This window comes from Caballeronia insecticola, assembly GCF_000402035.1.
GTDB classification, from domain to species: domain Bacteria; phylum Pseudomonadota; class Gammaproteobacteria; order Burkholderiales; family Burkholderiaceae; genus Caballeronia; species Caballeronia insecticola.
Genome location: NC_021288.1, coordinates 110,906 through 130,999, shown reverse-complemented (window position 1 = coordinate 130,999; position 20,094 = coordinate 110,906). Strand labels below are relative to the sequence as shown.

The following is a 20,094-nucleotide window of genomic DNA, read 5'->3' as shown; positions in this document are numbered from 1 at the left end:
ATGCACGCCACCCCGTTCAGTTGCCGCATCGGCGACATGACGATCACGCGCATCGACGAAACGAGCTTTGCGCTCCCGCCGGAGAAGCTCTTCCCGCACTGGGAGGCGGCAAGCGCGGACGATCTCGCGCGCCGCGCCGGACATGCAAGCGATCAAGTGCCGCTGCGCACGCATCTGTGGATCGTGCAGCGGCGCGGGCGGACGATCGTCGTCGATACGGGCATCGGCAACGGCAAACCGCGTGCGTTCAGCGCGCTGTTCGACCGGCTCGACAATCCCGTGCTCGAACGGCTCGCGGCCGCCGGGTTCGATCGCCGGAAGGTGGACTATGTGCTGCACACGCATCTGCATGTCGATCATGTCGGCTGGAACACGCAGTGGGAAAACGGCCGCTGGACGCCGGTGTTTCCGCACGCGACGCATGTGTTCGCCGAACGCGAGCGCGCGTTCTTCGATACGCCCGAAGGCGCGCCGCGCCGCATGGTCTACGAGGACAGCGTCCTGCCGCTGATCGAGGCGGGGCAGATGTACGTCATTCCGGACGATGGCGCCACGTTCGTCGACGGCATCCGCTTCTGGCCGACCTTCGGCCACAGCGTGGGACACATGGCGATCGAGATGGAATCGGACGGCGAAGTCGCGCTCTTTTCCGGCGACGTCATGCACAGTCCGATCCAGGTCGAGCGGCCGCACTGGAAATCGATGTTCTGCCGCCATCCGGACGACGCCCTCCGTGCGCGCGCGTGGCTGCTCGACCGCGCCGCCGATCGTCGCGCGGCGGTCTTCAGCGCGCATTTTCCGCACACATCGGCGGGCAAGATCACGCGCACCGCCGATGGCTTCGCGTGGACTTATTTCGGCGCGAGCCGCTGAAACGCGCGCAGTTCCGCGGGCGTCAGGAAGAACGTGCGATCGTCCGCGAGCTTGCCGACCATGAAGTCGATGAACGTGCGCACCCGCAACGGCTGCTCCGTCCGGTGCCGGTAGTAGATGTAGACCGACTCGCGCTGCGTCAGATGCGCCGTGAGCAACGGCACGAGCCGCCCCGCGCGAATGTGCGTCGCCGCCGAAAAGCTGCCGAGCTGGCCGATCGCGAGTCCGGCGAGCACGGCGTCGGCTTCCGTGTCGATGTCGTTGGTACAGAGCGCCGCCGCAATCTCGCGATAAACGATTTCATCGCCGATCATGAATTCCCACGGCGCCTGCTTGCCGGTGTTCGCCCGCCGATAGCCGGTGCAACGATGCGCCGCGAGATCGTCGATGACGCGCGGCGCGCCGTGCCGTTCGATATAGGCCGGCGCCGCGCAGACGATCAGCTGGATCGGCACGAGACGCCGCGCGATTGCCCCGCCCGCCGGCGGCGAGCCGCCGCGAAAACCGACGTCGGCGCGTTCCTCGACGAGATCCGTGAAGTGATCGTCGAAGCGTATATCGATCTGCACGTCCGGATAAAGCGCCGCGAACTCGGTTATCGACGGCCACAGCATGGCGCGCCCGAGCGCCTTCGGCGCGCTGATGCGCAGCGGCCCGGCGATGTCTTCCTTCGCGCGGCGCGTGTCCGCAATCGCCGACGACAACATCGCGAGCGCCGGCTCGACGCCCTGCAGCAGACGTTCGCCTTCCTCGGTCAGGCTCAGCTTGCGCGTCGTGCGATGAAACAGCCGCACGCCGAGCGTTTTTTCGAGCTGCATCACTGCGTGGCTCGCGGCCTGCGGCGAAATCCCCTGATCGACGGCCGCGCGGCGCAGATTGCCGAGCACCGCGGCGCGCGCAAAGATCGAAATCGCGCGGACTTCGTTCATGGCCTCACTCCCGATTCGCAAATTTAGGTTGATTATCAGTCTAGCGTTTCGCGTCTAGTTCGTGCGAATCGGGCGAACTAAGCTTCGTCTCACGTTCACACCGACACCACGGAGCACACCATGAGTCAAGTCATCGAACAGCAATACAAGCGCGTCTGGTTCATCACCGGCGCATCGCGCGGCTTGGGCGCGCTGATCGCCCGCGCGGCCCTCGCCGACGGCAACGCCGTAGTCGCGGCCGGCCGCAACGCCGCCGCGATCGTCGAGCGGCTCGGCGAATCGCCCGCGCTGCTGCCCGTCGCGCTCGACGTAACCAGCGAAGCGCAGGCGCACGCCGCCGTCGAGGCCGCCGTGCGCAAGTTCGGGCGCATCGACGTGCTGGTCAACAACGCGGGCTTCGGCTTGCTTGCGGCCGTCGAGGAATCGAGCGACGCCGACGTGCGCCGCATGTACGACACCAACGTTTTCGGCCTGCTCAACGTGACGCGCGCGGTGCTGCCCGTCATGCGGCGTCGGCGCTCGGGGCATGTGATCAACATGTCGTCGATCGGCGGCTATCGCTCGGCGGCGGGCTTCGGCGTCTACTGTTCGACGAAGTTCGCAGTCGAGGGCATCACCGAAGCGCTGCACGCCGAACTGAAGCCGCTCGGCATTCACGCGACGGTCGTCGAGCCGGGCTATTTCCGCACCGATTTTCTGGATGCGTCGTCGCTCGTGGTGGGCGGCGAGATCATCGACGATTACGACGCGACTTCGGGCAAGGTGCGCCAGATCGCGGTCGAACTGAACCACAACCAGCCCGGCGACCCCGACAAGCTCGCGACGGCGCTCGTCACGCTCGTCGATGCCCCGACGCCGCCGCTGCGTCTCGCGCTCGGTACGGACACGCTGAAAGCCATCGCCGAAAAAAATGCGTATGTCGCGACGGAAACCGAAACGTGGAAGGCGCTGTCGGCTTCCACCGATTTTCAGAGCTAAGACGCGCTTTCAGCACGCTTGCATCACGCGGCGCGCGACCGGCGCCGCGACCTTCCCCCCTTCTCTCTACCTTCCAACGGAGGGTGTTCGGCGGCGACCGGTTCTGGGCACCATAAGGACTTAATAAATCTCCCAGAAAAGCGGCATGAACCGCAGAAAACACCGACTCACCGACGCCCGACGCCTCGCCCTCATGGACGCGGACATCGCGCATCTTCGGCTCGCGATCGAGTCGTCGGTGCGGGACGATCATCCGGCGCTGCCGCCTGCCTACTGGCGTCGCCGGCTGAAGAAGCTCATGAGCGACGGCAACCTGTTGCCGACGCAGTTGCAGCAGATCGACGAACTGCTCGAACGGCTGGAACCCGGCGCATCGTCGGATGACGAATAGCGTGAATCACAGCCGCTGTCCTGAGCGTGTCAACCGGGGCTGCTAAAATTGATGTTCGCTTTCCACAGGTACGATGTAATGGGCTTCGAACAACTAGCAGGACTGAAAAAACAACTTGCGCAGCAGGCCGAGCAGGCCCGCGCGAAGAAGCCGCCGCGCGAGCGAAAAGCGCCGAGGCCGACGCCTGCGCCCGCCGCTTCTGCTGCTTCCGCTGCTTCCGCTGCGGCGGCCGCAAAACCCGCGAAGCCTACGAAGCCCGCAAAGCCGACAAAGCCTGTGGACCCGGTCGTGCACACGATCGGCAAGCTGCAGAAGCGGTTTCCTCTGGCGTTTCCGAAGAATCCGGCACCGAAGGTTCCGCTGAAGGTCGGCATCTTCGAAGATCTGATGACACACGCGGCCGAGCTTCAGCTCAACGAGCGCGAATTGCGCGGCGCCATCAAGGTGTGGTGCCGGGGCAATCGTTACTGGACGTCCCTCGTAGAAGGCGCGCCGCGCGTCGATCTCGCGGGCGTCCCGGCGGGCGAAGTCACGACCGCCGATGCGGCGCGCGCGGTTTATCTCGAATCGAATCGTCAGGCGCGTCTGGCCGCGGCTGCGTCGTCCGAGTCGGCTGCTCCGGCTGCTCCTGCATCGACGGACACCGCGGAAAAAGCATCGCAGGAAAGCGCGTAACACCGCGCGTTTCGCGAACGGGCGTGCGTGGCCCGTCAATCGTAAAACTTCGTTGACTTCCTTTTAGATGACTACTATCATCTAAAACATGGAGTCACGGAGCGGCACGCCATGAGGAAATCCAGAGTCGAAGCGGCGCAAACGCGTCAGCGGATTGTCGAGGTCGCGGCGCGGGAGTTTCGCGCCAACGGCATTCAGGCAACCGGCGTCGCAGACATCATGTCGGAAGCGGGTCTGTCGCACGGCGGGTTCTACCGGCATTTCGACTCCAAGGATCAACTCGTCGCGGAAGCCACCGCCGCGGGCATCACGGGCATGATCGAGATTCTCGAAACCGCCGCGGGCAAGAACATGGACCGCGAAGGTTTCAAGGCCATCGTCGATGCTTACGTGTCCGCCTCGCACCGCGACGGTCCCGAGCGCGGCTGCCCGCTCGCGGGCATGGGCAGCGAACTGGCCCGCGCCGATGAAACCACGCGCGCCGCGGCAGCACGCGGATTTCAAGCACTCGTCGATGTCATCGCGAAGCGCAGCGGGCGCGCTCATCATGACGCCGCGCGTTCGGAAGCCGTATTCGCACTCTCCGCGATGATCGGCGCCGTCACGATGGCGCGCATCATCGACGATCCCGACGCGTCGCGGGCCGTTCTGCACGACGTCAAACAACATCTCGAAGCAATCTGACCGATATCGAAGGCTCTGCACGAGCCTTTTGTTTTTGCCTTAACTGTGCATATGCACTAGAACCGGAGAAGCCATCATGCAAGCACGCAAGTTCCTTATCACCGGCGCCACGGGCAAGACCGGCGTCCATACCATCCGTCATCTTCTGGAGGGCGGGCACGCGGTGCGTGCGTTCGTGCATCGGGAGGACGCGCGCAGCGAAGCGCTTCGCGAACTGGGCGCGGAAATCGTCGTGGGCGATCTGCTCGAACATGACGACGTGATCCGCGCTTTGGATGGCGTAGACGGCGCATATCTCTGCTATCCCGTGCGCCCCGGCTATATCCAGGCGGCCGCGTATTTCGCGGATGCGGCGCGGCGCGCGGGTGTCGAGGTTGTCGTGGAGATGTCGCAGATTTCGGCGCGCGAGGATTCGAAGAGTCATGCGGCGCGCGATCACTGGATCGCGGAACGCGTGCTCGACTGGTCGGGCGTGCCGGTCGTTCATATTCGTCCGACGTTCTTCTCCGAGTGGTTCGTCTTCCCGTGGGTACGCGATCAGATCGTGCAGGAAGGCAAGATCACGCTGCCCTACGGCGCCGGCCGTCACGCGCCGATCGCCGCCGAGGATCAGGCGCGCCTGATCGCCGCGGTGCTCACGCAGCCCGCGGATCATATCGGCAAGACGTACACGCTGTGCGGGCCTGTCGAGTTGAGTCAGCAGGAAATCGCCGATGAAATCGGCAAGGAACTCGGCCGCACGATCGTGTACGAGCCGTCGAGCATCGACGCCTATCGCGCGCATCTGGAAAAGTTCGGCTTGCCCGAATTCTTGATCCAGCACTTTCTCGCGATTGCAGTCGATTACCAGAACGGCATTTTTGCCGGGCAGGACGGCGTCATCGGCGAGATCACCGGACGTGCGCCGCAAACCGTTCGCGACTTCGTGAAAGCGAATCGCGCCGTGTTCGAGCAGTGAATCACTTAGTTCGTTACCCGAAACATATTCAGGAGAGCATGCGATGAAACTGAGCGGCAACACCATCTTCATTACGGGCGCGACGTCGGGCATCGGACGGGGACTCGCCGAAGCATTTCATAGCCGGGGCAACAAGGTCATCATCGGCGGGCGGCGCAAGGCATTGCTCGATGAAGTCACGCGCGCCAATCCCGGCATGGACGCGATCGAAATCGATGTCAGCGATCCGGCGCAGATCGCAAGCGTGACCGCCACGCTGATGCGCGATTATCCGGCGCTCAATGTGTTGATCAACAACGCAGGCATCATGCCGTTCGACGATGTGACCGGCCCGCTCGACGATGCCCAAGCCGTGCGCCTCATCGAAACCAATCTGCTCGGTCCGGTGCGTGTCAGCGGCGCGTTGATCGAGCATCTGAAGAAGCAGCCGGAAGCGGTCATCATCAATAACAGTTCCGTTGTTGCTTATGTCCCGATGTCGATGGCCGCGCTCTATTCGGCGACCAAAGCCGCGATCCACTCGTATTCGCTGTCGCAGCGTTTCGCGTTGCGCGAGACGAGCGTGCGCGTGCTCGAGATCGCGCCGCCGTGGGTCGATACCGATCTCGTCGGCAAGAGCGGAGACCCGCGCGCGATGCAACTGGAGCCGTTCATCGCGCAGACCATGGCGTTGCTCGAAAGCGCCGCAACGGAAGTGGTGGTCGAGGCCGGACAGATGTTTCGCAACAACGCGGGGCCGAACGAACATGGCTTCGTCGATGCCTTCAATCAGATGATCATCGACAATCCTCTGCCGACGCCCTAATCATTCAACGCGATTCAACTCACCCATGGAGGACGCAATGCCCGATCAACATCCGCTCGACCGTGTCGTGTGGCGCGCACTCAGCAGCACGCAAAATGCCATCGCGCTCGGCGACTATCGGGCATGGCGCTATGCGCCTTCGATGACTGCTTTCGGCGCGATGCCCGACAGCAGCGCCGGCTCGTTCGATGCACTGCGCGCGCTGATCGAAGCGTCAGGGCCGGTTGCGCTCGTCGAGACGAACGAAGTCTTCGCGCCCGCCGGAATCTCCGTCGTGAGGCGCGGAACGTTGTTGCAAATGGTGTGGGAAGGCGCGTCGCACGAGCCACGCAAGTCACGCGCGTTGCAGCACGTCACGCTCGGCCAAGCCGATGTGCCCGACATGCTCGCACTCGCCGCCGCGACGCAGCCCGGACCGTTCGGGCCGCGCACCGTCGAACTCGGCCGCTATCTCGGCATGCGCGAGTCAGGCAAACTCGTCGCGATGGCGGGCGAACGCATGAGGCTCGACGGCTACACGGAAATCAGCGCCGTCTGCGTGGATGAATCCGCGCGTGGGCGCGGCTATGCGGCCGGCCTGATGAACGCGCTCATCGACAGCATTGCCGCGCGCGGCGAGAAGCCCTTTCTGCACGTCTTCACGTCGAACCGGACGGCCATCGGGCTTTATCGCGCGCTAGGCTTCGTCGAGCGGCGCATGCTGCATCTCACGGTGCTCGGGCCGCAAGCGTAGTCAGGCCGCGTCGGCTTTCGTGCACGCAACGGCGGCGACCGCCTGCTCTTGCTCCAGATGCCGCAAGAGCAGCGTGACCATCGTCACGACCGTGAGCGCGAGCAACACGAAGAATACCGCGAGCGGCGTCAGGATCTGCACTGAAACGAAACCGGCGAGGCCCATCATCGCCGACGATACGAGTAGCAGCGCACAGCCGAGAATCGCGCTCGTCAGGCCTGCGATATGCGGGAACAGCGAGTTGCCCTTGGCCATCAGCGTCGGGTACATGGCGCCCGCGCAGAAGCCCATGACGAGCACGGGCGTCGCGAGTGTCCACACTTGCAGGCCGACCGTCAGCGCGAGCAGCAACATGACGATCGATGCGCCCGCCATCACGCGCGCACCGATGCGCAGCCGCCGCTCGGCGCTCGGCAAGCGCGGACTGTGCACGCGGTTCGACAGGCCGCCGAGGAAATACATCATGCCGATGCCGAGCGCGAGATAGCCGAAGAAAGTCGGCGGCTTGTGCAGCGTGTTCTGCACCATGAACGGCCCGACGATGTTGAACACGAGAATGATGCTGTAGCACAGGCCCTGCGCGAGAAAACAGCTTTGAAACACGGGGCTCGCGAGCACTTTGCCCGCGTTGCTCATCAGCGTGCGTGGAACGAGATGCACGGGCCGCCGCAAGGTCTCGCGATAACGCCACACGAACGCCCACATCACGAGCGAATACAGCAGCAGAAAGACGAGACACGCCTGCCAACCGAACCACTCCTGCAGATGCGCGCCGATCACGGGCGCGACGATCGGCGCCACGCCCCACGCAATCGACATGTACGTGAACGCGTGCAACAGCGCCTGCCCGGAGAACGAATCGGTGATGATCGCCTTCGCGAGCAGATTGGTCGCGGCGATGCCGAAGCCCTGCAGGCAACGCGCGAAGAGGAAGGTTTCGAGACTCGTCGCCGAGAGCGAGAGCAGGCATCCGAACGTGTAGACGACGAGCCCGAAAGCCAGCACGCGCCTGCGCCCGTACGCATCGGCGACGGGTCCGAAGACGAGCTGGCCGATCGCATACGCCGCCATATAGCCCGATACGCTCGATTGAATGGCCTGCGGCGACGTGGCGAAATAGCGCGCCATCGCGGGCAGCGCGGGCACGTAAATATCGATGGCGAGCTGTCCCGCGGACGCAAAGAGGCAAACGAGAAACAGCAGGAAACGCGGAGAATTCGAGTCGAGTCGTTCTGGGTTCATGACGGCGCAGGATGAGCGGAGACCGGCGAATTCGCGCGGCGTGCCCGGATGGAGAACGCGTATTGTGCCTGTCATCGCGCGAATCGACACAAAGCCCGCGTCGGCGGCGCAGTTTCGCGCGTGCGTCGTCGGCGGCGGCGGCGTGTCGACGCTCTGTCACGATTGCGCAGGCGCGGGCTGCTGAAGTCGTCGCGCGGCATGCGCCTTGCTCGCCCACTGAGGGTTGCCGCGCAAGCGGTCACTCTCAAGGAGCCGCGCAATGAAACTCTATTTCGCGCCCGGCGCGTGCAGTCTCGCCGATCACATCGCGATGCACGAAGCGGGCATGGATTTCGACCGCGTGAAGGTCGATCTCAAGACCAAGCAGACCGAAGACGGCAAGCCGTTCGACGACATCAATCCGAAGAGCTATGTGCCCGTCGTCGAATTCGACGATGGCCGGCGCCTCACCGAAAACATCGCGATTCTGTCGTGGGTCGCGCAGCAGGCGCCGCAACTTGCGCCATCCGGCAATGACGGCAATCTGCGTCTGCTCGAAATGCTCGCGTTCATCTCGACCGAAATCCACAAGCAGTTCGGCCGCGTGTTCCGCGCGACTTCGGATGCGGAGGCGTCGGCGGCGCGCGAAAAAATCGGCCAGCGTTTCGCGCTCGTCTCGAAGATGATGCAGGGCGATTATCTGTTCGGCGATTCGGTGAGCGTCGCGGACGCCTACCTCTTCACGATGCTGACATGGGCGAGGAAAGTGGGCATCGAAGCGCCCGAGAAGTTGCAGGCGTTTTATCAGCGCATGCGCGAACGGCCCGCCGTCAAGCTGGCTTTCGAACACGAAGGGCTCGAGTAATTCAGACGCGCTTTCGAGTTTGGGAAGCGCATCGCTTCGAACCGGTCACGCAGCACGTCATTCATCGAGGGAGCACATCATGTCAACCGAGACCTACGTTCGTAACGGCCACTCCGTCGAGATCACCGTGGACCGCGAGCCGACCGGGCAATGCACCTGGGCTTATACGATCGATGCGGACGGCTTCACCGAAATGCGCGAGCGTCCGCTCGACAGCGTCGAGGCCGCGCTGAACGCGGCGAAAGAACACGCGAACGCCAAGGCCGATGCGTTGCCGGCCGGGAGCGAAACGCCGTAAGGCGGCATCGCGTCATGCGTGAGTAATGTTCCGTAAGCGTTACTTACACATCCTCACCCCATCTCAATTCGCCTTTGCGTAAAGTCCTTCCGCAATGATTCGCCCGGCATATCAACGGACATCGCCGCGAATCAGCACTCTGCAAACGAAAGGAAGGACAATGAAAAAAGGTCGAATCGTCGCCGCGCTGTTGTGCGCGAGCATCGGACTCACGGCGGGTGCGGCTTTCGCCCAGCCGGTGCCCGGCGGCCCGGAGCATGGGCATGACATGTACGACTTGCACGGCCACCCCGGTCAGGCGCCGGAATACGGCCTTCAGGGTGGCCCGGGCCGTGGCCCCGTGATGGACGATCACCATGCGCCGCGCCCGCCCGAGCACGCACACGAAGCGCCCCGTCATGGCGATTGGCACAGGGGCGATCGTCTCTCGGCGGACTATCGCGACCATCGATATGTGGTCGATGACTGGCATGGCCGCGGCCTGCAAGAGCCGCCGCGCGGTTATCAATGGGTAGGCGTCGGCGGGGATTTCCTGCTGGTCGCGGCGGCGTCGGGCATCATCGCGCAAATCGTGCTTTCGCACTAAAGCGTCGGTTGAGCGTGTCCGGTTGATGTGCCGGACACGCGTTTTGCGTCGTCGAAAAGAAGAAGCCCGCCACCTGGGCGGGCAAAATACACGCAAATCAGAGGGCTTGGCGCAACTGCCTCAGGGCTTTGAGGCCATTCCGCCCTCATGCAGCCCTCACAGGCGCTGCTTTATTTCGGCAATCTCGGGCCGGTCGCGCCGTTCCGGTGTCTTCACCGTCTGCGCATCGTTGGCCGAAGCCTGTTCGAACACGATACTCATCGCGATGTACTCGGTATCCGCAGATCCACACGCCGGGCATGTGCGGTCTTCGAGGGCATCGTCGGAGTAGATGAGCTTGTTGCAAGCGGCGCAGCGAATCAGCATATGCACTCCTGGTCGGCTCCAACTCTCTTCATTGATGTCACAGGCGGAAACGCAACCGTTTTTTCTTGAGGTTTGCGCGTCGCCGCCGCTGGTCGCTCGACGATTCGCTGCCTGATGCGCGAGGGTATGAGCACCCCTACATAGCAATTGGCGGTCCCGCTCCCGCGCGGGACGGCTATTTCGGATGCGTCGCGATGAAATTTTTAACGGCACCAAAGGCCGGCTTGGGCGTTACGCCGTCGTTCAGCATGATGCCGTACGGGCCTTCGCCACTGGGCGGATCGTCGTAGAGCTGATACACCTGCAGCGATTCGATGTCATATTGCGGCGCAATCGCCAGCAACGCGCCGAGCATGTTGTTGGCGAGAAAGGCCGCCGCTTCGTCGGGCGTGCCGGGAAAGGCGGGACGCATGCCTACTTCGTTGAGCCAGATCGGCTTGCCGAAAGACTTGAGCGTGCCGATCACGTCGTAGCAGCCGGTTCCTCCGCACGCGTGCCGGATGTCGCCCTGCTCCGAATACCAGTGCCACGCGGTTACGTCCCACGTGACGACCGGATGGCCGCTCGTGCCGTCCGGCTGCGTGCCGTTCGCGAGCATCACGTCGAAGCCGAAGTGCATCCATGTATTGCCGCCGATCACGATCTTGCCCGCAGGATCGATCGACTTGATGCCCGCGATCATTCCGCGTATGACGCCGCGCGCGATCTGGAAGCGCTGGTTATCGAAGTCGCTGCTGCGCACACCGTCGACCCAGCCGACCAGACATTGCGCCGCCAGTTCGTTCGTCACTTCGTACCACGCGTATTTATGCACGCTGACGATCTGTTGGGCGAGCGTGTACGAGGCTTGGTAGGCTGCCGCTTCGTCGGGGAAATTGAGGGTCTGGAGTATCACGGGATAAATCGTCACGCCCGATGCGAGCATCGTCTGCGCGATGTTCGCGAGTTTGATGGCGTCGTTCTGATTGGACACATCGTTTCGATATAGCGTGACGCCGAGGTCTTTCAATTGCGCGAGCTGCGTTGCGGGACTGGAAATCGCATAAGCGCCGCCGACGCTGAGATGCCCGTTTATGCCGTAAAAGATGCTGCCGGCGGGCGCACTCGCGGCGACGGGTGAGCTTGCGACGCTGGCGACGTCGCTGGCCGCGGCGGCGGGAGCCGGGGGATTTGTCGGAGGCGCGTTGGTGTTGACCGTTGTGGTGGGGGAAGATGCGGGCGTGCTTGTGCTGGCGGGCGGGGTTGAGGGATTGGCGGGGCCGGAGGCGGTCTGCGATCCGCTTGTGCCACTTGTGCCGGATGTACCGTTAGTGCTGTTAGTGCCGCTTGTGCCGCTTGTGCCATTAATACCCGTAACGCCGCTAGTATTGGCAGCGTTGTTCGCGCTGCCGCCACCGCTCCCCCCATCGCCGCCTCCGCATGCCGTCAAAAATAACACCGTGCATGTAAATAACACCCAGCTTCGCCGGGTTCGATGAAATCGCCATGAATCGAAAATGGAAACGATTATCGAGTTTATGCCGTACGCAATGAGTTTCATGATTCCGGTCATTCGCATAAACGGAAAATGAATTCGCCATGAGCCGTCGCTTTTGCTGACTAAAGCGAAACGGCTTTCCCGTGGACGTGTACCGGACGCGACAAAAGAACGACGCCGTCGGTCGAAGCGACGAGGGAATAGGGAGGCGAGAGGCGCGAAGAAATCCGTCCGTCAGACGGATGCAGACAGCTTAGGCAATTTGCATGGCGTGCGTGCGTCAAAAAAACAATCGCTTTACACGCTCACATTCGACTGATGAAACCCGCCGCGAGTGAAACGCACCGCGCAAAACTCGCGAACGGATTTTCCATACACCGCGTATTACCGCCGCGCTTCAGTCGCCATTTTCACCGCGAGGCCCGCGAGCACGGTGCCCATCAGCCAGCGTTGAATCAGAAGCCACGCCGGCTTGCGCGCGAGAAACACGGCAATCGATCCGGCCGTCATCGCGACGGTCGAATTGACCGCGATGCTCAACGTGATTTGCACCGCGCCGAAGACGATCGACTGCGCGAGCACGCTGCCCTGATGCGGATCGATAAACTGCGGCAGCAGCGACAGATAGAGCACGGCGATCTTCGGATTCAACAGGTTCGTGACGAAGCCCATCGTAAAGAGCTTGCGCGGCCCGTCGACGGGCAGATCGCGCACCTGAAACGGCGAGCGGCCACCGGGTTTCACGGCCTGCCATGCGAGATAAAGCAGGTAGAGCGCGCCGCCGAAGCGCAGCGTGTCGTAAGCGAAGGGAACGGCGATCAGCAGCGCGGTAATGCCGAATGCTGCACACAGCATGTAGACCACGAAGCCCAACGCCACGCCGCCCAGCGAGATGAGTCCCGCCGTGCGCCCCTGACAGATGGAGCGCGAGATCAGATACACCATGTTCGGCCCGGGCGTAAGCGCCATGCCGAGCGCGACGAGCGCGAATGCGAAAAGTTGAGGCGTGTGCGGCATCGTGACGGGCTCCGAAAAAAGAGAGTTCGACACTGTGCATCGAACGGCGCGCGTCGGCCAGATACAAAACCGCAGCCGCCGCTCGATACACTTGCCACTTGCGCCCGCCAAGGCACCGCAACTCACAATCCCGGCGCCATTACGCCGGGACAGCATGAGCTACGTATCAACGCATGCCCCCGCTCGCGATCAGATGTTCGCCGGTCATCCAGCGCGAATCGTCGGAGGCGAGGAACACGGCGACCGACGCGATATCGTCCGGCTGACCCAGGCGGCCGAGCGGCGTCTGCGCAAGCGCCGACGTTTCGAAATCGGAACCGATAATGCCCGCGCTGTGCGTGCCTTCGGTCACCACCATGCCCGGATTGATCGCGTTGACGCGAATCTTCTTCGCGCCGAGTTCACGCGCGAGCACGCTGGTGATCGCATCGACCGCGCCCTTGGTGCCGCTATAAACGGCGCTCGCGGGCGGCGTGATGCGGGTCACGACCGAACTCACGTTGATGATGCTCGCGCCTTCGCCCAGATGCTTCACGGCGGCTTGCGTCGTCAGCAGCGTGCCGAGCACGTTGACGTTGAACTGCTTATGGAAATGCTCTTCGGTGATTTCCTCGATGGGCGCGAATTCGTAGACGCCCGAGTTGTTCACGAGAATATCCAGCCGGCCATACGTTTCGATCGCTTCATTGACGATGCCCTGCGCATCCGCCGCCTTCGACACATCGCCGCCGACTGCGATCGCACGGCCGTTCGCTTTCGTGATCTCCGCGACGACGGCATCGGCTCCGGCCTTGCTGCTGGAGTAGTTGACCACGACCGATGCGCCTTCTGCCGCCAGCGAACGGGCAATCGCCGCGCCGATTCCCTTCGACGCGCCGGTGACGATAGCGACCTTGCCTGCGAGTTTGCTCATGATCGATTCCTTGAAGAGTTGACTTAATACGTTAAGTTAGGCCGGTGCGTTCGGATGTCCGGCTTGCAGTGACGTCACTGTAGACATCTCATCGATAGCGATAAAGCGGCCTAAAGTGAATTGACTTGCGGGCTCTCGCGAATAATCGACGAACACGCGCTCAGGCGCTGCAAGCTCAATGACAGGAGGCGGTGCATGAATACGTTTCGTACCGATACGACCTTCGCCGGACGGATTCCCGAGCTCTACGACCGGCTCCTCGTGCCGATGATCTTCGCGTCCTACGCAAGCGACATCGCCACGCGTGTTGCGGCGCGCAATCCGTCGCGCGTGCTCGAAACGGCAGCGGGCACCGGCGTCGTTACGCGCGCGATGTCGCGCATGCTGCCGTCGCACGTCGAGATCGTCGCGACCGATTTGAATCAGGCGATGCTCGATCGCGCCGCCGCCAACGACGCAGGCAGGCCGATCAACTGGCAACAGGCGAATGCGCTGCAACTGCCCTTCGACGATGCCAGTTTCGATATCGTCGTCTGCCAGTTCGGCGCGATGTTCTTCCCCGACAAGGCCGCCGCGTTCGCCGAAGCGCGCCGCGTGCTCCGGTCCGGCGGCGCGCTGTTGTTCAACGTCTGGGACCGCATCGAAGAAAACGAATTCGCACACACGATAACCGAGGCTCTTCGCCGCCTCTTTCCAGTCGATCCTCCTCTTTTTATGGAACGCACGCCGCATGGTTATTTCGATGCGCAGGTCATTTCTCACGACCTCGCAAGCGCCGGTTTCGATGCAACGCCCAGCATCGCTACCGTGACCGCGCGAAGCCGTGCCGCCACGGCGCATCTGGTGGCCGTCGCCTATTGCCAGGGGACGCCGTTGCGCAATGAAATCGAATCGCGTCCGTTTGTTACTCTCGACGACGCGACGGATGCCTCCGCCACGGCCATCGAGGCGCGCTTCGGCACGGGTCTCGTCGATGGAAAAATTCAGGCGCACGTGATCGCGGTAGCGCGCTGATGCGGGTTCACCGCGCCACCGTTTTGCCGAGCACGTTTTCCAGCCACGCGATCAGTGCATGCGCGTTGAACGATGCGCTGCGATAGCCAATGTGTCCATCGGGCCGCACGACCCACACCATGCCGTTGCGCGCACCGAACGCGGCGGCGAACTCGCCTTCGGCATCGCTCAGCGTGCGATACGTCTCGCTTGCTGCAAGCGCCACCGATGGCGCCGCGATCAGCACCGCGCCCGCCGCTTCGCCGAGCGCCGCGCGCCACGCAACGGCGGCGGCGTCGAAGGCTTCGATGTGCGTGTCGTCGTCCAGAAAGCCGAGCAGCGTGTGACGGCCACGCCCGATATGGTCTTGCAGCCGCTGTCCATGTCCGACGAATGTTTCCGCGAGCGCGCCGACCTCCGGCACGCGATCGCCGGGCGCGGGCAGTTCCGGCGAAAGCGCGCTGCATTCATCGGCGACAATCGAACTACCGCGATAGCCGATGAGCAGTTGCGTCTCGCGCATCGCAGGCCGCATCTCGCCGTGCGCGAGCACGGTGTTCATCGCGCGGCTCGTCGCCTCGACGACATCGAGGCCCACCGGACGCCGCTCCGCTTCGTACGTGCCGATCAGCGCATCGCTCGCGATGCCGCGCGTCGCGAGCACGAGTTTCCATGCGAGATTGTGCGCGTCCTGCAAGCCTGTGTTCATGCCCTGCCCGCCGACGGGCGGATGGATGTGCGCGGCATCGCCCGCGAGCAGCGCGCGGCCTTGCGCATAATGCTGAGCGATGCGATGACTCACGCGATACACCGACGACCAGCGCATCGACGACAGCTTCGTGCCGTCCGGCAAGACCGGCAGCATGATGCGCTCGATTTCGGCGAAATCCGGCGTCGAGTTCAATGCATGACGCGCGGCGTCGTCGGGAAGCAGCACCATCGACAGCCGATAGCGGCGCACGGAACCGCGCACCGGCAGCGCGGCGAGCGCGATCGACCCGGCGTCGGCGGCGACGTTGAAGCGATACATCGGGCCACGCGGCAGATTCCAGTCGACATCGACATCGGCGAGCATGAAGGTCTGCGGAAACTGATCGCCCTCGAACGCCACGTTGAGATGACGCCGCACCGTGCTGCGCGCGCCGTCGCAGCCGACCAGCCAGCGGCAACGCAGCGTGTGCGTGTCGCCGTTTGCGTGCTGGATGCGTGCATCGATGACGTCGTCGGCTTCGGTGAAATCGACGAGCGTCGCGCCGTATTCGACGTGTCCGCCATGACGCGCGAGCGCCGCCTCCAGAACGCGTTCGGTCTCGAACTGCGCGAGCGAAAGCGCGCCATAGGGCATGCCTTCGCGCGGGAACTGCGCGCTGAATGCGGGCGCGCCATCCTGAAAGGTCTCGGCGCCGGTGAGCCAGACGCCCGCATCGATCGCCTCGCGCGCGATGCCGAGGTCGTCGAAAATTTCCAGCGTGCGCGCGGTCACGCCCAGCGCCTTCACGAAGAACGTGCGTTCCGCGTGCGTATCGATCACGCGCACGTTCACGCCATCGCGGCGCAATTGCGTGGCGAGCATCAGGCCGACGGGGCCCGCGCCGACGATCAGAACATCGAGCACATCGGTCGTATCGGTCATGACGCGATTTCTCCCGAGGAAATCGGCGCACGATTTTTTTCGCGCGCTGCCGTCGGGGAGAATAACCGCTGTGGGCGCGATTGGCGCGTTTGCTGTGCCTGTGCGCCATGCGCGCGTCAGCCGGCGAGCGGGCCGAGCCGCACGCCGATTAGGCAGCCCGCAGCGATCACGGCCAGCACCGTCGCCGCGATCGTCACATAGAGAAAGTTGCGCTGGCGCGCGAAAACCACGAGCATCAACGCGACGCGCAACACGGGCAGCACGATGAACGATGCGACACCCGCCGTCAGCAACGTCATGCCCGAGCCCGGCGCGTGCGCGTCGAGCAGCAGTCCTGCGCCGAGCAGCGCGCACGCGGCCCATGTGCCGTATTGCAGGAAGCTCGCGAGCATGCGATCGAGCGACGCGTGCGATGTGTGCGATGTGTGCATTCGGTGCTTCATCAACCCGCCTGCCGCGCGAGATCGATGCCCATGCCTTGCAGAAGCATCTGACATGCAACGATCACGAGCATGGATAGGAAGAGCAATCGCAGACGCTCGCCTTTCACCTTCATGAGCACGCGCGCGCCCGCGATCGCGCCGATAACGGAACCGAGCGCGACGGGCGCCGCAATCGCACTCACGATTTCGCCGCGCAGAAAGTACGCGCTTGCGCTCGCGGCGGCCGTCACGCCGATCATGAAGTTCGATGTCGCCGTGGAGACCTTGATCGGCAGACGCAGCGCGTGATCCATCGCGGGAATCTTCAGGATGCCGCTGCCGATGCCGAGCAACGCCGACACCATGCCCGCGATATACATGAGCGTGAGCCCGGCCGGCACCCTGCTGACCCGATATTCGACATCGCGGCGCAGGCGGCTGTCCGGATAGCTCGAATGCAGATCGAGCGCGGCGGCCAGTCCTGACGCGCTTGCATATTCGGCGGTCCGCGCGGGATCCTCGCAGCGCACGAACATCTGCCACGCGGAGACGAGCAGCACGCCCGCGAACAGAAAATTCAGCGCCGCGACCGGGACGATTCCGGCGAGCAGCACTCCCGTCAGCGCGCCGAGCGTCGTGCCGGTTTCGAGCACGAGGGCGAGCCGCACGTTCGTCAGGCCGCCGCGCAGGAAGGCGGCCGCGCCGCCGCACGAACACGCGATGACCGAGACGATGCTCGTGCCGATTGCGGCGTGTATGTCGACGTGGAAGAACATGGTGAGAAGCGGCACGATGAACAGGCCGCTTGCCATGCCCAGCATGCCGCCCACCGCGCTCGCGCCCAGGCCCGCGCAGAACAGCCAGAGTGTCGTTTCGAAGCTCATGCAACCGGCCCCGCAGCAAGTTCGACGAATGCTTATTATAACTTGTTATAACATGCTGAAAAAAGGCTGGAGAGAAAGCCTGCGATTCGTCTCGCGCTATGATTGTCCATTGCACGACGACAACGACAGCCGAACATGGCCCGACCCAGCAAACAGGAAGACACCCCGGCGGAAAACTCCGACGCCACCGACGACGACGCATCGTCCGGCAGCGGTTCCAGCTATCTCGTGCCGGGGCTCGAACGCGGCTTGCGCATCCTCGCCGAATTCTCGGCTCGCGAGCCGGTGCTGGGCGCGCCCGAATTGTCGCGACGTATCGGCATTCCGCGCACGACGACCTTTCGCCTGCTGCAGACGCTCGAAGCGCTCGGCTTTCTCGAACGCGTGAACGGCGACCGCAATTTCCGGCTGGGCGTCGCCGTGCTGCGGCTCGGCTTCGAATACGTGAACTCGCTCGAGCTCACCGACTTCGGCACGCCGATTCTCGAACGCCTGCGCGATGCGACCGGACTCTCCACTCATCTGCTGATTCGCGATCAGCGCGATGTCGTGTTCGTCGCGAAGGCGCAGAGTCACGAGCCGCTTTTCAGCTCGGTGAAGGTGCATGTCGGCACGCGTCTGCCCGCGCACGCGACCGTCCATGGTCATGTGCTAATGGGCGATCTGTCGCTCGCGGCGCTCAAGGCGCTCTATCCGCAGGCGCAGCTTGAAAAGTACACCGAGCGCACGCCCGCGACCGTCGACGAACTCTACGAGCGTGTGCGTGAATGCGCCGCGCTCGGCTATGGCCTGAGCGAAGCGTCGTTCGAACGCGGCATTTCCGTCGTCACCGCGCCCGTGCGCGATCATTCGGGGGCGATCGTCGCAGCGGTGGCCGCGACCGTGCCGCGCTCGGATATCGGCGCGGACGAGGAGAAATCGCAACTCGTCGAAACGATCTGCGCCGCCGCGATGGAACTCTCCACGCGCCTCAACTATCGCGCGTCCGCCGACGACCCGACCGCCGCGCTCGCCGCCCGCAAGCTGCTCGCCTAGAACGAGTGGTGAATGCCCGCGAGCACGATCACCTGATTCGCCGTGCTCGACACGCCCGCCGTGAAGAAAGCCGCCTTCGCGCCGCCGGTCGCGTGCTCGTAAAGCGCGTTCACATAGAGTTGCGTGGACTTCGACAGCATGTAGATGTCGCCGATCTCGAACTGCGTCCAGCGGCCGCCCGCGAAGGTCGTCGTCGCCGCGCCGCCCGCGATCCAGTTCCACGCCACCATCTTGTACGTCAGCCCTGCATCGTATGACTGGAACGTGTTCGAGAAGCCGTTCGATTCCAGCTTCACGCGCGTATAGAGGCCGTGCACGACGAACTTGCCGATCTCGTACGATGCGCCCGCGCCCATCACTTCCTGCTTGTCCGCCATGTAGGTCGCCGCGGGCTGGCCCTGGAAGGTCGTGATGCCCGTCGTCACGATCGCGGGCGTGCGATTGTGCTCGTTCGAATACGTCGCCGCCGCCTTGAACGGCCCGTTCGCATACGTGATGCCGAAGCCGTAGTTGCGTCCCGTCGAAAAGTTGGTCGTATTGCCGAGGCCCATCATCGCGCCCGCGGAAAAGCCGTAGAAATTCGCCGAGCGGAACTTCACCGAGTTGTCGTACGGCACCACGCCCGTGTCCGCGAGTTCGTCGATATTGCCGGGGTGAAACGCATACCAGCTCGCCGCGAGATAGCCCGTCGAGAGCGGCCCGAGCATGTCGAAGCTGAACGGCGTCTGGTGACCGAGCGTCAACGTGCCGACATTTTCCTGTTCGAGCCCGAGATAGGCCTGACGATTCCACAGCGTGCCGGCCTTCGCGAAATTGCCGGTGTTCGTATAAAAGCCGTTTTCCAGTTGCGCGACGGTCTTGAGCCCGCCGCCCAGATCCTCGACGACGCGAAAACCCCAGCGGTCCGGCTGCATGTTGCCCTGCTCTTCCATCCATTTCGGATGGCCGCCGACGTTGTTGACATACGCGATGCCGGCATCGAGGCTGCCGTAGAGCGTCACTGTGCTTTGCGCCGCCGCGCCGGTTGCGACGCCGGCCCCGACGAGCCCCGCTGCGATGATGTGCTTCACCCTTAGTTCTCCTGACCGTGTGGTTTAAGGACGGACCCCCGCCCGATTTCATGTGCCGCCGTTGCCTGACGCTTGATTCCGCTCCCGACAGAGCCTGACGTCGATCGCTTTTTATGTTCCACCTATGGATCAACGTACTGCCTATGGAAAGTATAGTGAGGTTTTTCGCGTCGAAAAAATAAATTTGGGATGAACTCGGGTAGACCCTGACGATCGCCGCCTCAAACGGTAACGCGACAGAAAAAGCTTACGAATCAATGTCGAACGAACGTTCTCCCGGCACGCGTG

The 20,094-nt window shown here is 63.4% G+C and carries 23 protein-coding genes; 13 read left to right on the top strand and 10 right to left on the bottom strand.

Annotated elements, in window-relative coordinates:
• Nucleotides 1-873 (top strand): MBL fold metallo-hydrolase, encoded by an 873-nt coding sequence (locus tag BRPE64_RS21330; RefSeq protein ID WP_016346925.1) that lies wholly within the window; start codon nucleotides 1-3, stop codon nucleotides 871-873.
• Here BRPE64_RS21330 and BRPE64_RS21325 read toward each other — a convergent pair.
• Nucleotides 852-1,802, bottom strand: a complete 951-nt coding sequence (locus BRPE64_RS21325) for a LysR family transcriptional regulator (protein WP_016346924.1) — start codon at nucleotides 1,800-1,802, stop codon at nucleotides 852-854. The two genes, BRPE64_RS21330 and BRPE64_RS21325, sit on opposite strands and share 22 nt — an antisense overlap.
• Before the next feature lie 120 nt (nucleotides 1,803-1,922).
• On the opposite strand from BRPE64_RS21325, the gene BRPE64_RS21320 reads away from it, so the two are divergent.
• The 7 genes from BRPE64_RS21320 (at nucleotide 1,923) to BRPE64_RS21290 (ending at nucleotide 7,026) form a co-directional block, all read left to right on the top strand.
• Nucleotides 1,923-2,780, top strand: a complete 858-nt coding sequence (locus BRPE64_RS21320; protein WP_016346923.1) for an oxidoreductase — start codon at nucleotides 1,923-1,925, stop codon at nucleotides 2,778-2,780.
• A gap of 145 nt (nucleotides 2,781-2,925) precedes the next feature.
• On the top strand, nucleotides 2,926-3,171 hold the full coding sequence (locus BRPE64_RS21315) for a hypothetical protein (RefSeq protein ID WP_044042831.1): 246 nt from the start codon (nucleotides 2,926-2,928) through the stop codon (nucleotides 3,169-3,171).
• Nucleotides 3,172-3,249: 78 nt separating this feature from the next.
• Nucleotides 3,250-3,846, top strand: coding sequence for a ProQ/FinO family protein (locus BRPE64_RS21310; RefSeq protein ID WP_016346921.1), 597 nt, complete (start codon nucleotides 3,250-3,252; stop codon nucleotides 3,844-3,846).
• Nucleotides 3,847-3,957: 111 nt separating this feature from the next.
• Entirely contained in the window at nucleotides 3,958-4,530 is a 573-nt protein-coding gene (locus tag BRPE64_RS21305; protein WP_016346920.1) for a TetR/AcrR family transcriptional regulator, read from the top strand.
• Nucleotides 4,531-4,606: 76 nt separating this feature from the next.
• On the top strand, nucleotides 4,607-5,488 hold the full coding sequence (locus tag BRPE64_RS21300) for an NmrA family NAD(P)-binding protein (protein ID WP_016346919.1): 882 nt from the start codon (nucleotides 4,607-4,609) through the stop codon (nucleotides 5,486-5,488).
• 43 nt (nucleotides 5,489-5,531) lie between these two features.
• Complete coding sequence (locus BRPE64_RS21295; protein WP_016346918.1) at nucleotides 5,532-6,293, top strand: SDR family oxidoreductase; 762 nt, start codon at nucleotides 5,532-5,534, stop codon at nucleotides 6,291-6,293.
• Nucleotides 6,294-6,318: 25 nt separating this feature from the next.
• On the top strand, nucleotides 6,319-7,026 hold the full coding sequence (locus tag BRPE64_RS21290; RefSeq protein WP_016346917.1) for a GNAT family N-acetyltransferase: 708 nt from the start codon (nucleotides 6,319-6,321) through the stop codon (nucleotides 7,024-7,026).
• Here BRPE64_RS21290 and BRPE64_RS21285 read toward each other — a convergent pair whose 3' ends face one another.
• A complete protein-coding gene (locus BRPE64_RS21285; RefSeq protein WP_016346916.1) occupies nucleotides 7,027-8,268 on the bottom strand; it encodes a multidrug effflux MFS transporter in 1,242 nt (413 codons plus the stop codon).
• A gap of 259 nt (nucleotides 8,269-8,527) precedes the next feature.
• On the opposite strand from BRPE64_RS21285, the gene BRPE64_RS21275 reads away from it, so the two are divergent.
• The 3 genes from BRPE64_RS21275 (at nucleotide 8,528) to BRPE64_RS21265 (ending at nucleotide 9,996) form a co-directional block, all read left to right on the top strand.
• The gene (locus tag BRPE64_RS21275) at nucleotides 8,528-9,112 is read left to right on the top strand and encodes a glutathione binding-like protein (protein ID WP_016346914.1); all 585 of its coding nucleotides are present in this window, start codon (nucleotides 8,528-8,530) and stop codon (nucleotides 9,110-9,112) included.
• Between the two features lie 79 nt (nucleotides 9,113-9,191).
• Nucleotides 9,192-9,410 carry a hypothetical protein gene (locus tag BRPE64_RS21270; protein ID WP_044042829.1) on the top strand — a complete coding sequence of 73 codons (219 nt, stop codon included), beginning with the start codon at nucleotides 9,192-9,194 and terminating at the stop codon, nucleotides 9,408-9,410.
• A gap of 160 nt (nucleotides 9,411-9,570) precedes the next feature.
• Nucleotides 9,571-9,996 carry an RcnB family protein gene (locus BRPE64_RS21265; protein WP_016346912.1) on the top strand — a complete coding sequence of 142 codons (426 nt, stop codon included), beginning with the start codon at nucleotides 9,571-9,573 and terminating at the stop codon, nucleotides 9,994-9,996.
• 156 nt (nucleotides 9,997-10,152) lie between these two features.
• Here the strand turns inward: BRPE64_RS21265 and BRPE64_RS21260 are convergent, their stop codons facing one another.
• The 4 genes from BRPE64_RS21260 to BRPE64_RS21245 form a co-directional block, all read right to left on the bottom strand.
• A complete protein-coding gene (locus tag BRPE64_RS21260; RefSeq protein WP_016346911.1) occupies nucleotides 10,153-10,362 on the bottom strand; it encodes a hypothetical protein in 210 nt (69 codons plus the stop codon).
• Nucleotides 10,363-10,537: 175 nt separating this feature from the next.
• Complete coding sequence (locus tag BRPE64_RS21255; protein ID WP_232519291.1) at nucleotides 10,538-11,335, bottom strand: glycoside hydrolase 5 family protein; 798 nt, start codon at nucleotides 11,333-11,335, stop codon at nucleotides 10,538-10,540.
• Between the two features lie 888 nt (nucleotides 11,336-12,223).
• Nucleotides 12,224-12,856: a LysE family translocator gene (locus BRPE64_RS21250; protein ID WP_016346909.1), complete on the bottom strand. Its 633-nt coding sequence runs from the start codon at nucleotides 12,854-12,856 to the stop codon at nucleotides 12,224-12,226.
• A 166-nt stretch (nucleotides 12,857-13,022) separates the two neighbouring features.
• Entirely contained in the window at nucleotides 13,023-13,769 is a 747-nt protein-coding gene (locus BRPE64_RS21245; RefSeq protein WP_016346908.1) for a glucose 1-dehydrogenase, read from the bottom strand.
• A gap of 195 nt (nucleotides 13,770-13,964) precedes the next feature.
• On the opposite strand from BRPE64_RS21245, the gene BRPE64_RS21240 reads away from it, so the two are divergent.
• Nucleotides 13,965-14,783, top strand: a complete 819-nt coding sequence (locus tag BRPE64_RS21240) for a class I SAM-dependent methyltransferase (protein ID WP_016346907.1) — start codon at nucleotides 13,965-13,967, stop codon at nucleotides 14,781-14,783.
• A 7-nt stretch (nucleotides 14,784-14,790) separates the two neighbouring features.
• On the opposite strand, the gene BRPE64_RS21235 is transcribed toward BRPE64_RS21240, so the two are convergent.
• From BRPE64_RS21235 to BRPE64_RS21225, 3 genes are all read right to left on the bottom strand, one after another.
• Complete coding sequence (locus BRPE64_RS21235; RefSeq protein WP_016346906.1) at nucleotides 14,791-16,395, bottom strand: FAD-dependent monooxygenase; 1,605 nt, start codon at nucleotides 16,393-16,395, stop codon at nucleotides 14,791-14,793.
• A gap of 116 nt (nucleotides 16,396-16,511) precedes the next feature.
• Nucleotides 16,512-16,826, bottom strand: coding sequence for a DUF1634 domain-containing protein (locus BRPE64_RS21230; RefSeq protein ID WP_016346905.1), 315 nt, complete (start codon nucleotides 16,824-16,826; stop codon nucleotides 16,512-16,514).
• Nucleotides 16,827-16,837: 11 nt separating this feature from the next.
• Nucleotides 16,838-17,701 (bottom strand): sulfite exporter TauE/SafE family protein, encoded by an 864-nt coding sequence (locus BRPE64_RS21225; protein ID WP_016346904.1) that lies wholly within the window; start codon nucleotides 17,699-17,701, stop codon nucleotides 16,838-16,840.
• A gap of 135 nt (nucleotides 17,702-17,836) precedes the next feature.
• Here BRPE64_RS21225 and BRPE64_RS21220 point away from each other — a divergent pair, with 135 nt between their 5' ends.
• On the top strand, nucleotides 17,837-18,736 hold the full coding sequence (locus BRPE64_RS21220; RefSeq protein ID WP_016346903.1) for an IclR family transcriptional regulator: 900 nt from the start codon (nucleotides 17,837-17,839) through the stop codon (nucleotides 18,734-18,736).
• Here BRPE64_RS21220 and BRPE64_RS21215 read toward each other — a convergent pair.
• Entirely contained in the window at nucleotides 18,733-19,806 is a 1,074-nt protein-coding gene (locus BRPE64_RS21215; protein WP_016346902.1) for a porin, read from the bottom strand. The genes BRPE64_RS21220 and BRPE64_RS21215 overlap by 4 nt on opposite strands.
• Between the last annotated feature and the right edge of the window lie 288 nt (nucleotides 19,807-20,094).

What these genes read in the sequence shown, in the direction of transcription:
- BRPE64_RS21245 (WP_016346908.1), bottom strand. Translation starts at nt 13,769, where the DNA reads ATGAGCAAACTCGCAGGCAAGGTCGCTATCGTCACCGGCGCGTCGAAG.
- BRPE64_RS21285 (WP_016346916.1), bottom strand. Translation starts at nt 8,268, where the DNA reads ATGAACCCAGAACGACTCGACTCGAATTCTCCGCGTTTCCTGCTGTTT.
- BRPE64_RS21230 (WP_016346905.1), bottom strand. Translation starts at nt 16,826, where the DNA reads ATGCACACATCGCACACATCGCACGCGTCGCTCGATCGCATGCTCGCG.
- BRPE64_RS21310 (WP_016346921.1), top strand. Translation starts at nt 3,250, where the DNA reads ATGGGCTTCGAACAACTAGCAGGACTGAAAAAACAACTTGCGCAGCAG.
- BRPE64_RS21235 (WP_016346906.1), bottom strand. Translation starts at nt 16,395, where the DNA reads ATGACCGATACGACCGATGTGCTCGATGTTCTGATCGTCGGCGCGGGC.
- BRPE64_RS21265 (WP_016346912.1), top strand. Translation starts at nt 9,571, where the DNA reads ATGAAAAAAGGTCGAATCGTCGCCGCGCTGTTGTGCGCGAGCATCGGA.
- BRPE64_RS21320 (WP_016346923.1), top strand. Translation starts at nt 1,923, where the DNA reads ATGAGTCAAGTCATCGAACAGCAATACAAGCGCGTCTGGTTCATCACC.
- BRPE64_RS21330 (WP_016346925.1), top strand. Translation starts at nt 1, where the DNA reads ATGCACGCCACCCCGTTCAGTTGCCGCATCGGCGACATGACGATCACG.
- BRPE64_RS21300 (WP_016346919.1), top strand. Translation starts at nt 4,607, where the DNA reads ATGCAAGCACGCAAGTTCCTTATCACCGGCGCCACGGGCAAGACCGGC.
- BRPE64_RS21290 (WP_016346917.1), top strand. Translation starts at nt 6,319, where the DNA reads ATGGAGGACGCAATGCCCGATCAACATCCGCTCGACCGTGTCGTGTGG.
- BRPE64_RS21270 (WP_044042829.1), top strand. Translation starts at nt 9,192, where the DNA reads ATGTCAACCGAGACCTACGTTCGTAACGGCCACTCCGTCGAGATCACC.
- BRPE64_RS21325 (WP_016346924.1), bottom strand. Translation starts at nt 1,802, where the DNA reads ATGAACGAAGTCCGCGCGATTTCGATCTTTGCGCGCGCCGCGGTGCTC.
- BRPE64_RS21260 (WP_016346911.1), bottom strand. Translation starts at nt 10,362, where the DNA reads ATGCTGATTCGCTGCGCCGCTTGCAACAAGCTCATCTACTCCGACGAT.
- BRPE64_RS21295 (WP_016346918.1), top strand. Translation starts at nt 5,532, where the DNA reads ATGAAACTGAGCGGCAACACCATCTTCATTACGGGCGCGACGTCGGGC.
- BRPE64_RS21305 (WP_016346920.1), top strand. Translation starts at nt 3,958, where the DNA reads ATGAGGAAATCCAGAGTCGAAGCGGCGCAAACGCGTCAGCGGATTGTC.
- BRPE64_RS21250 (WP_016346909.1), bottom strand. Translation starts at nt 12,856, where the DNA reads ATGCCGCACACGCCTCAACTTTTCGCATTCGCGCTCGTCGCGCTCGGC.
- BRPE64_RS21225 (WP_016346904.1), bottom strand. Translation starts at nt 17,701, where the DNA reads ATGAGCTTCGAAACGACACTCTGGCTGTTCTGCGCGGGCCTGGGCGCG.
- BRPE64_RS21240 (WP_016346907.1), top strand. Translation starts at nt 13,965, where the DNA reads ATGAATACGTTTCGTACCGATACGACCTTCGCCGGACGGATTCCCGAG.
- BRPE64_RS21275 (WP_016346914.1), top strand. Translation starts at nt 8,528, where the DNA reads ATGAAACTCTATTTCGCGCCCGGCGCGTGCAGTCTCGCCGATCACATC.
- BRPE64_RS21220 (WP_016346903.1), top strand. Translation starts at nt 17,837, where the DNA reads ATGGCCCGACCCAGCAAACAGGAAGACACCCCGGCGGAAAACTCCGAC.
- BRPE64_RS21315 (WP_044042831.1), top strand. Translation starts at nt 2,926, where the DNA reads ATGAACCGCAGAAAACACCGACTCACCGACGCCCGACGCCTCGCCCTC.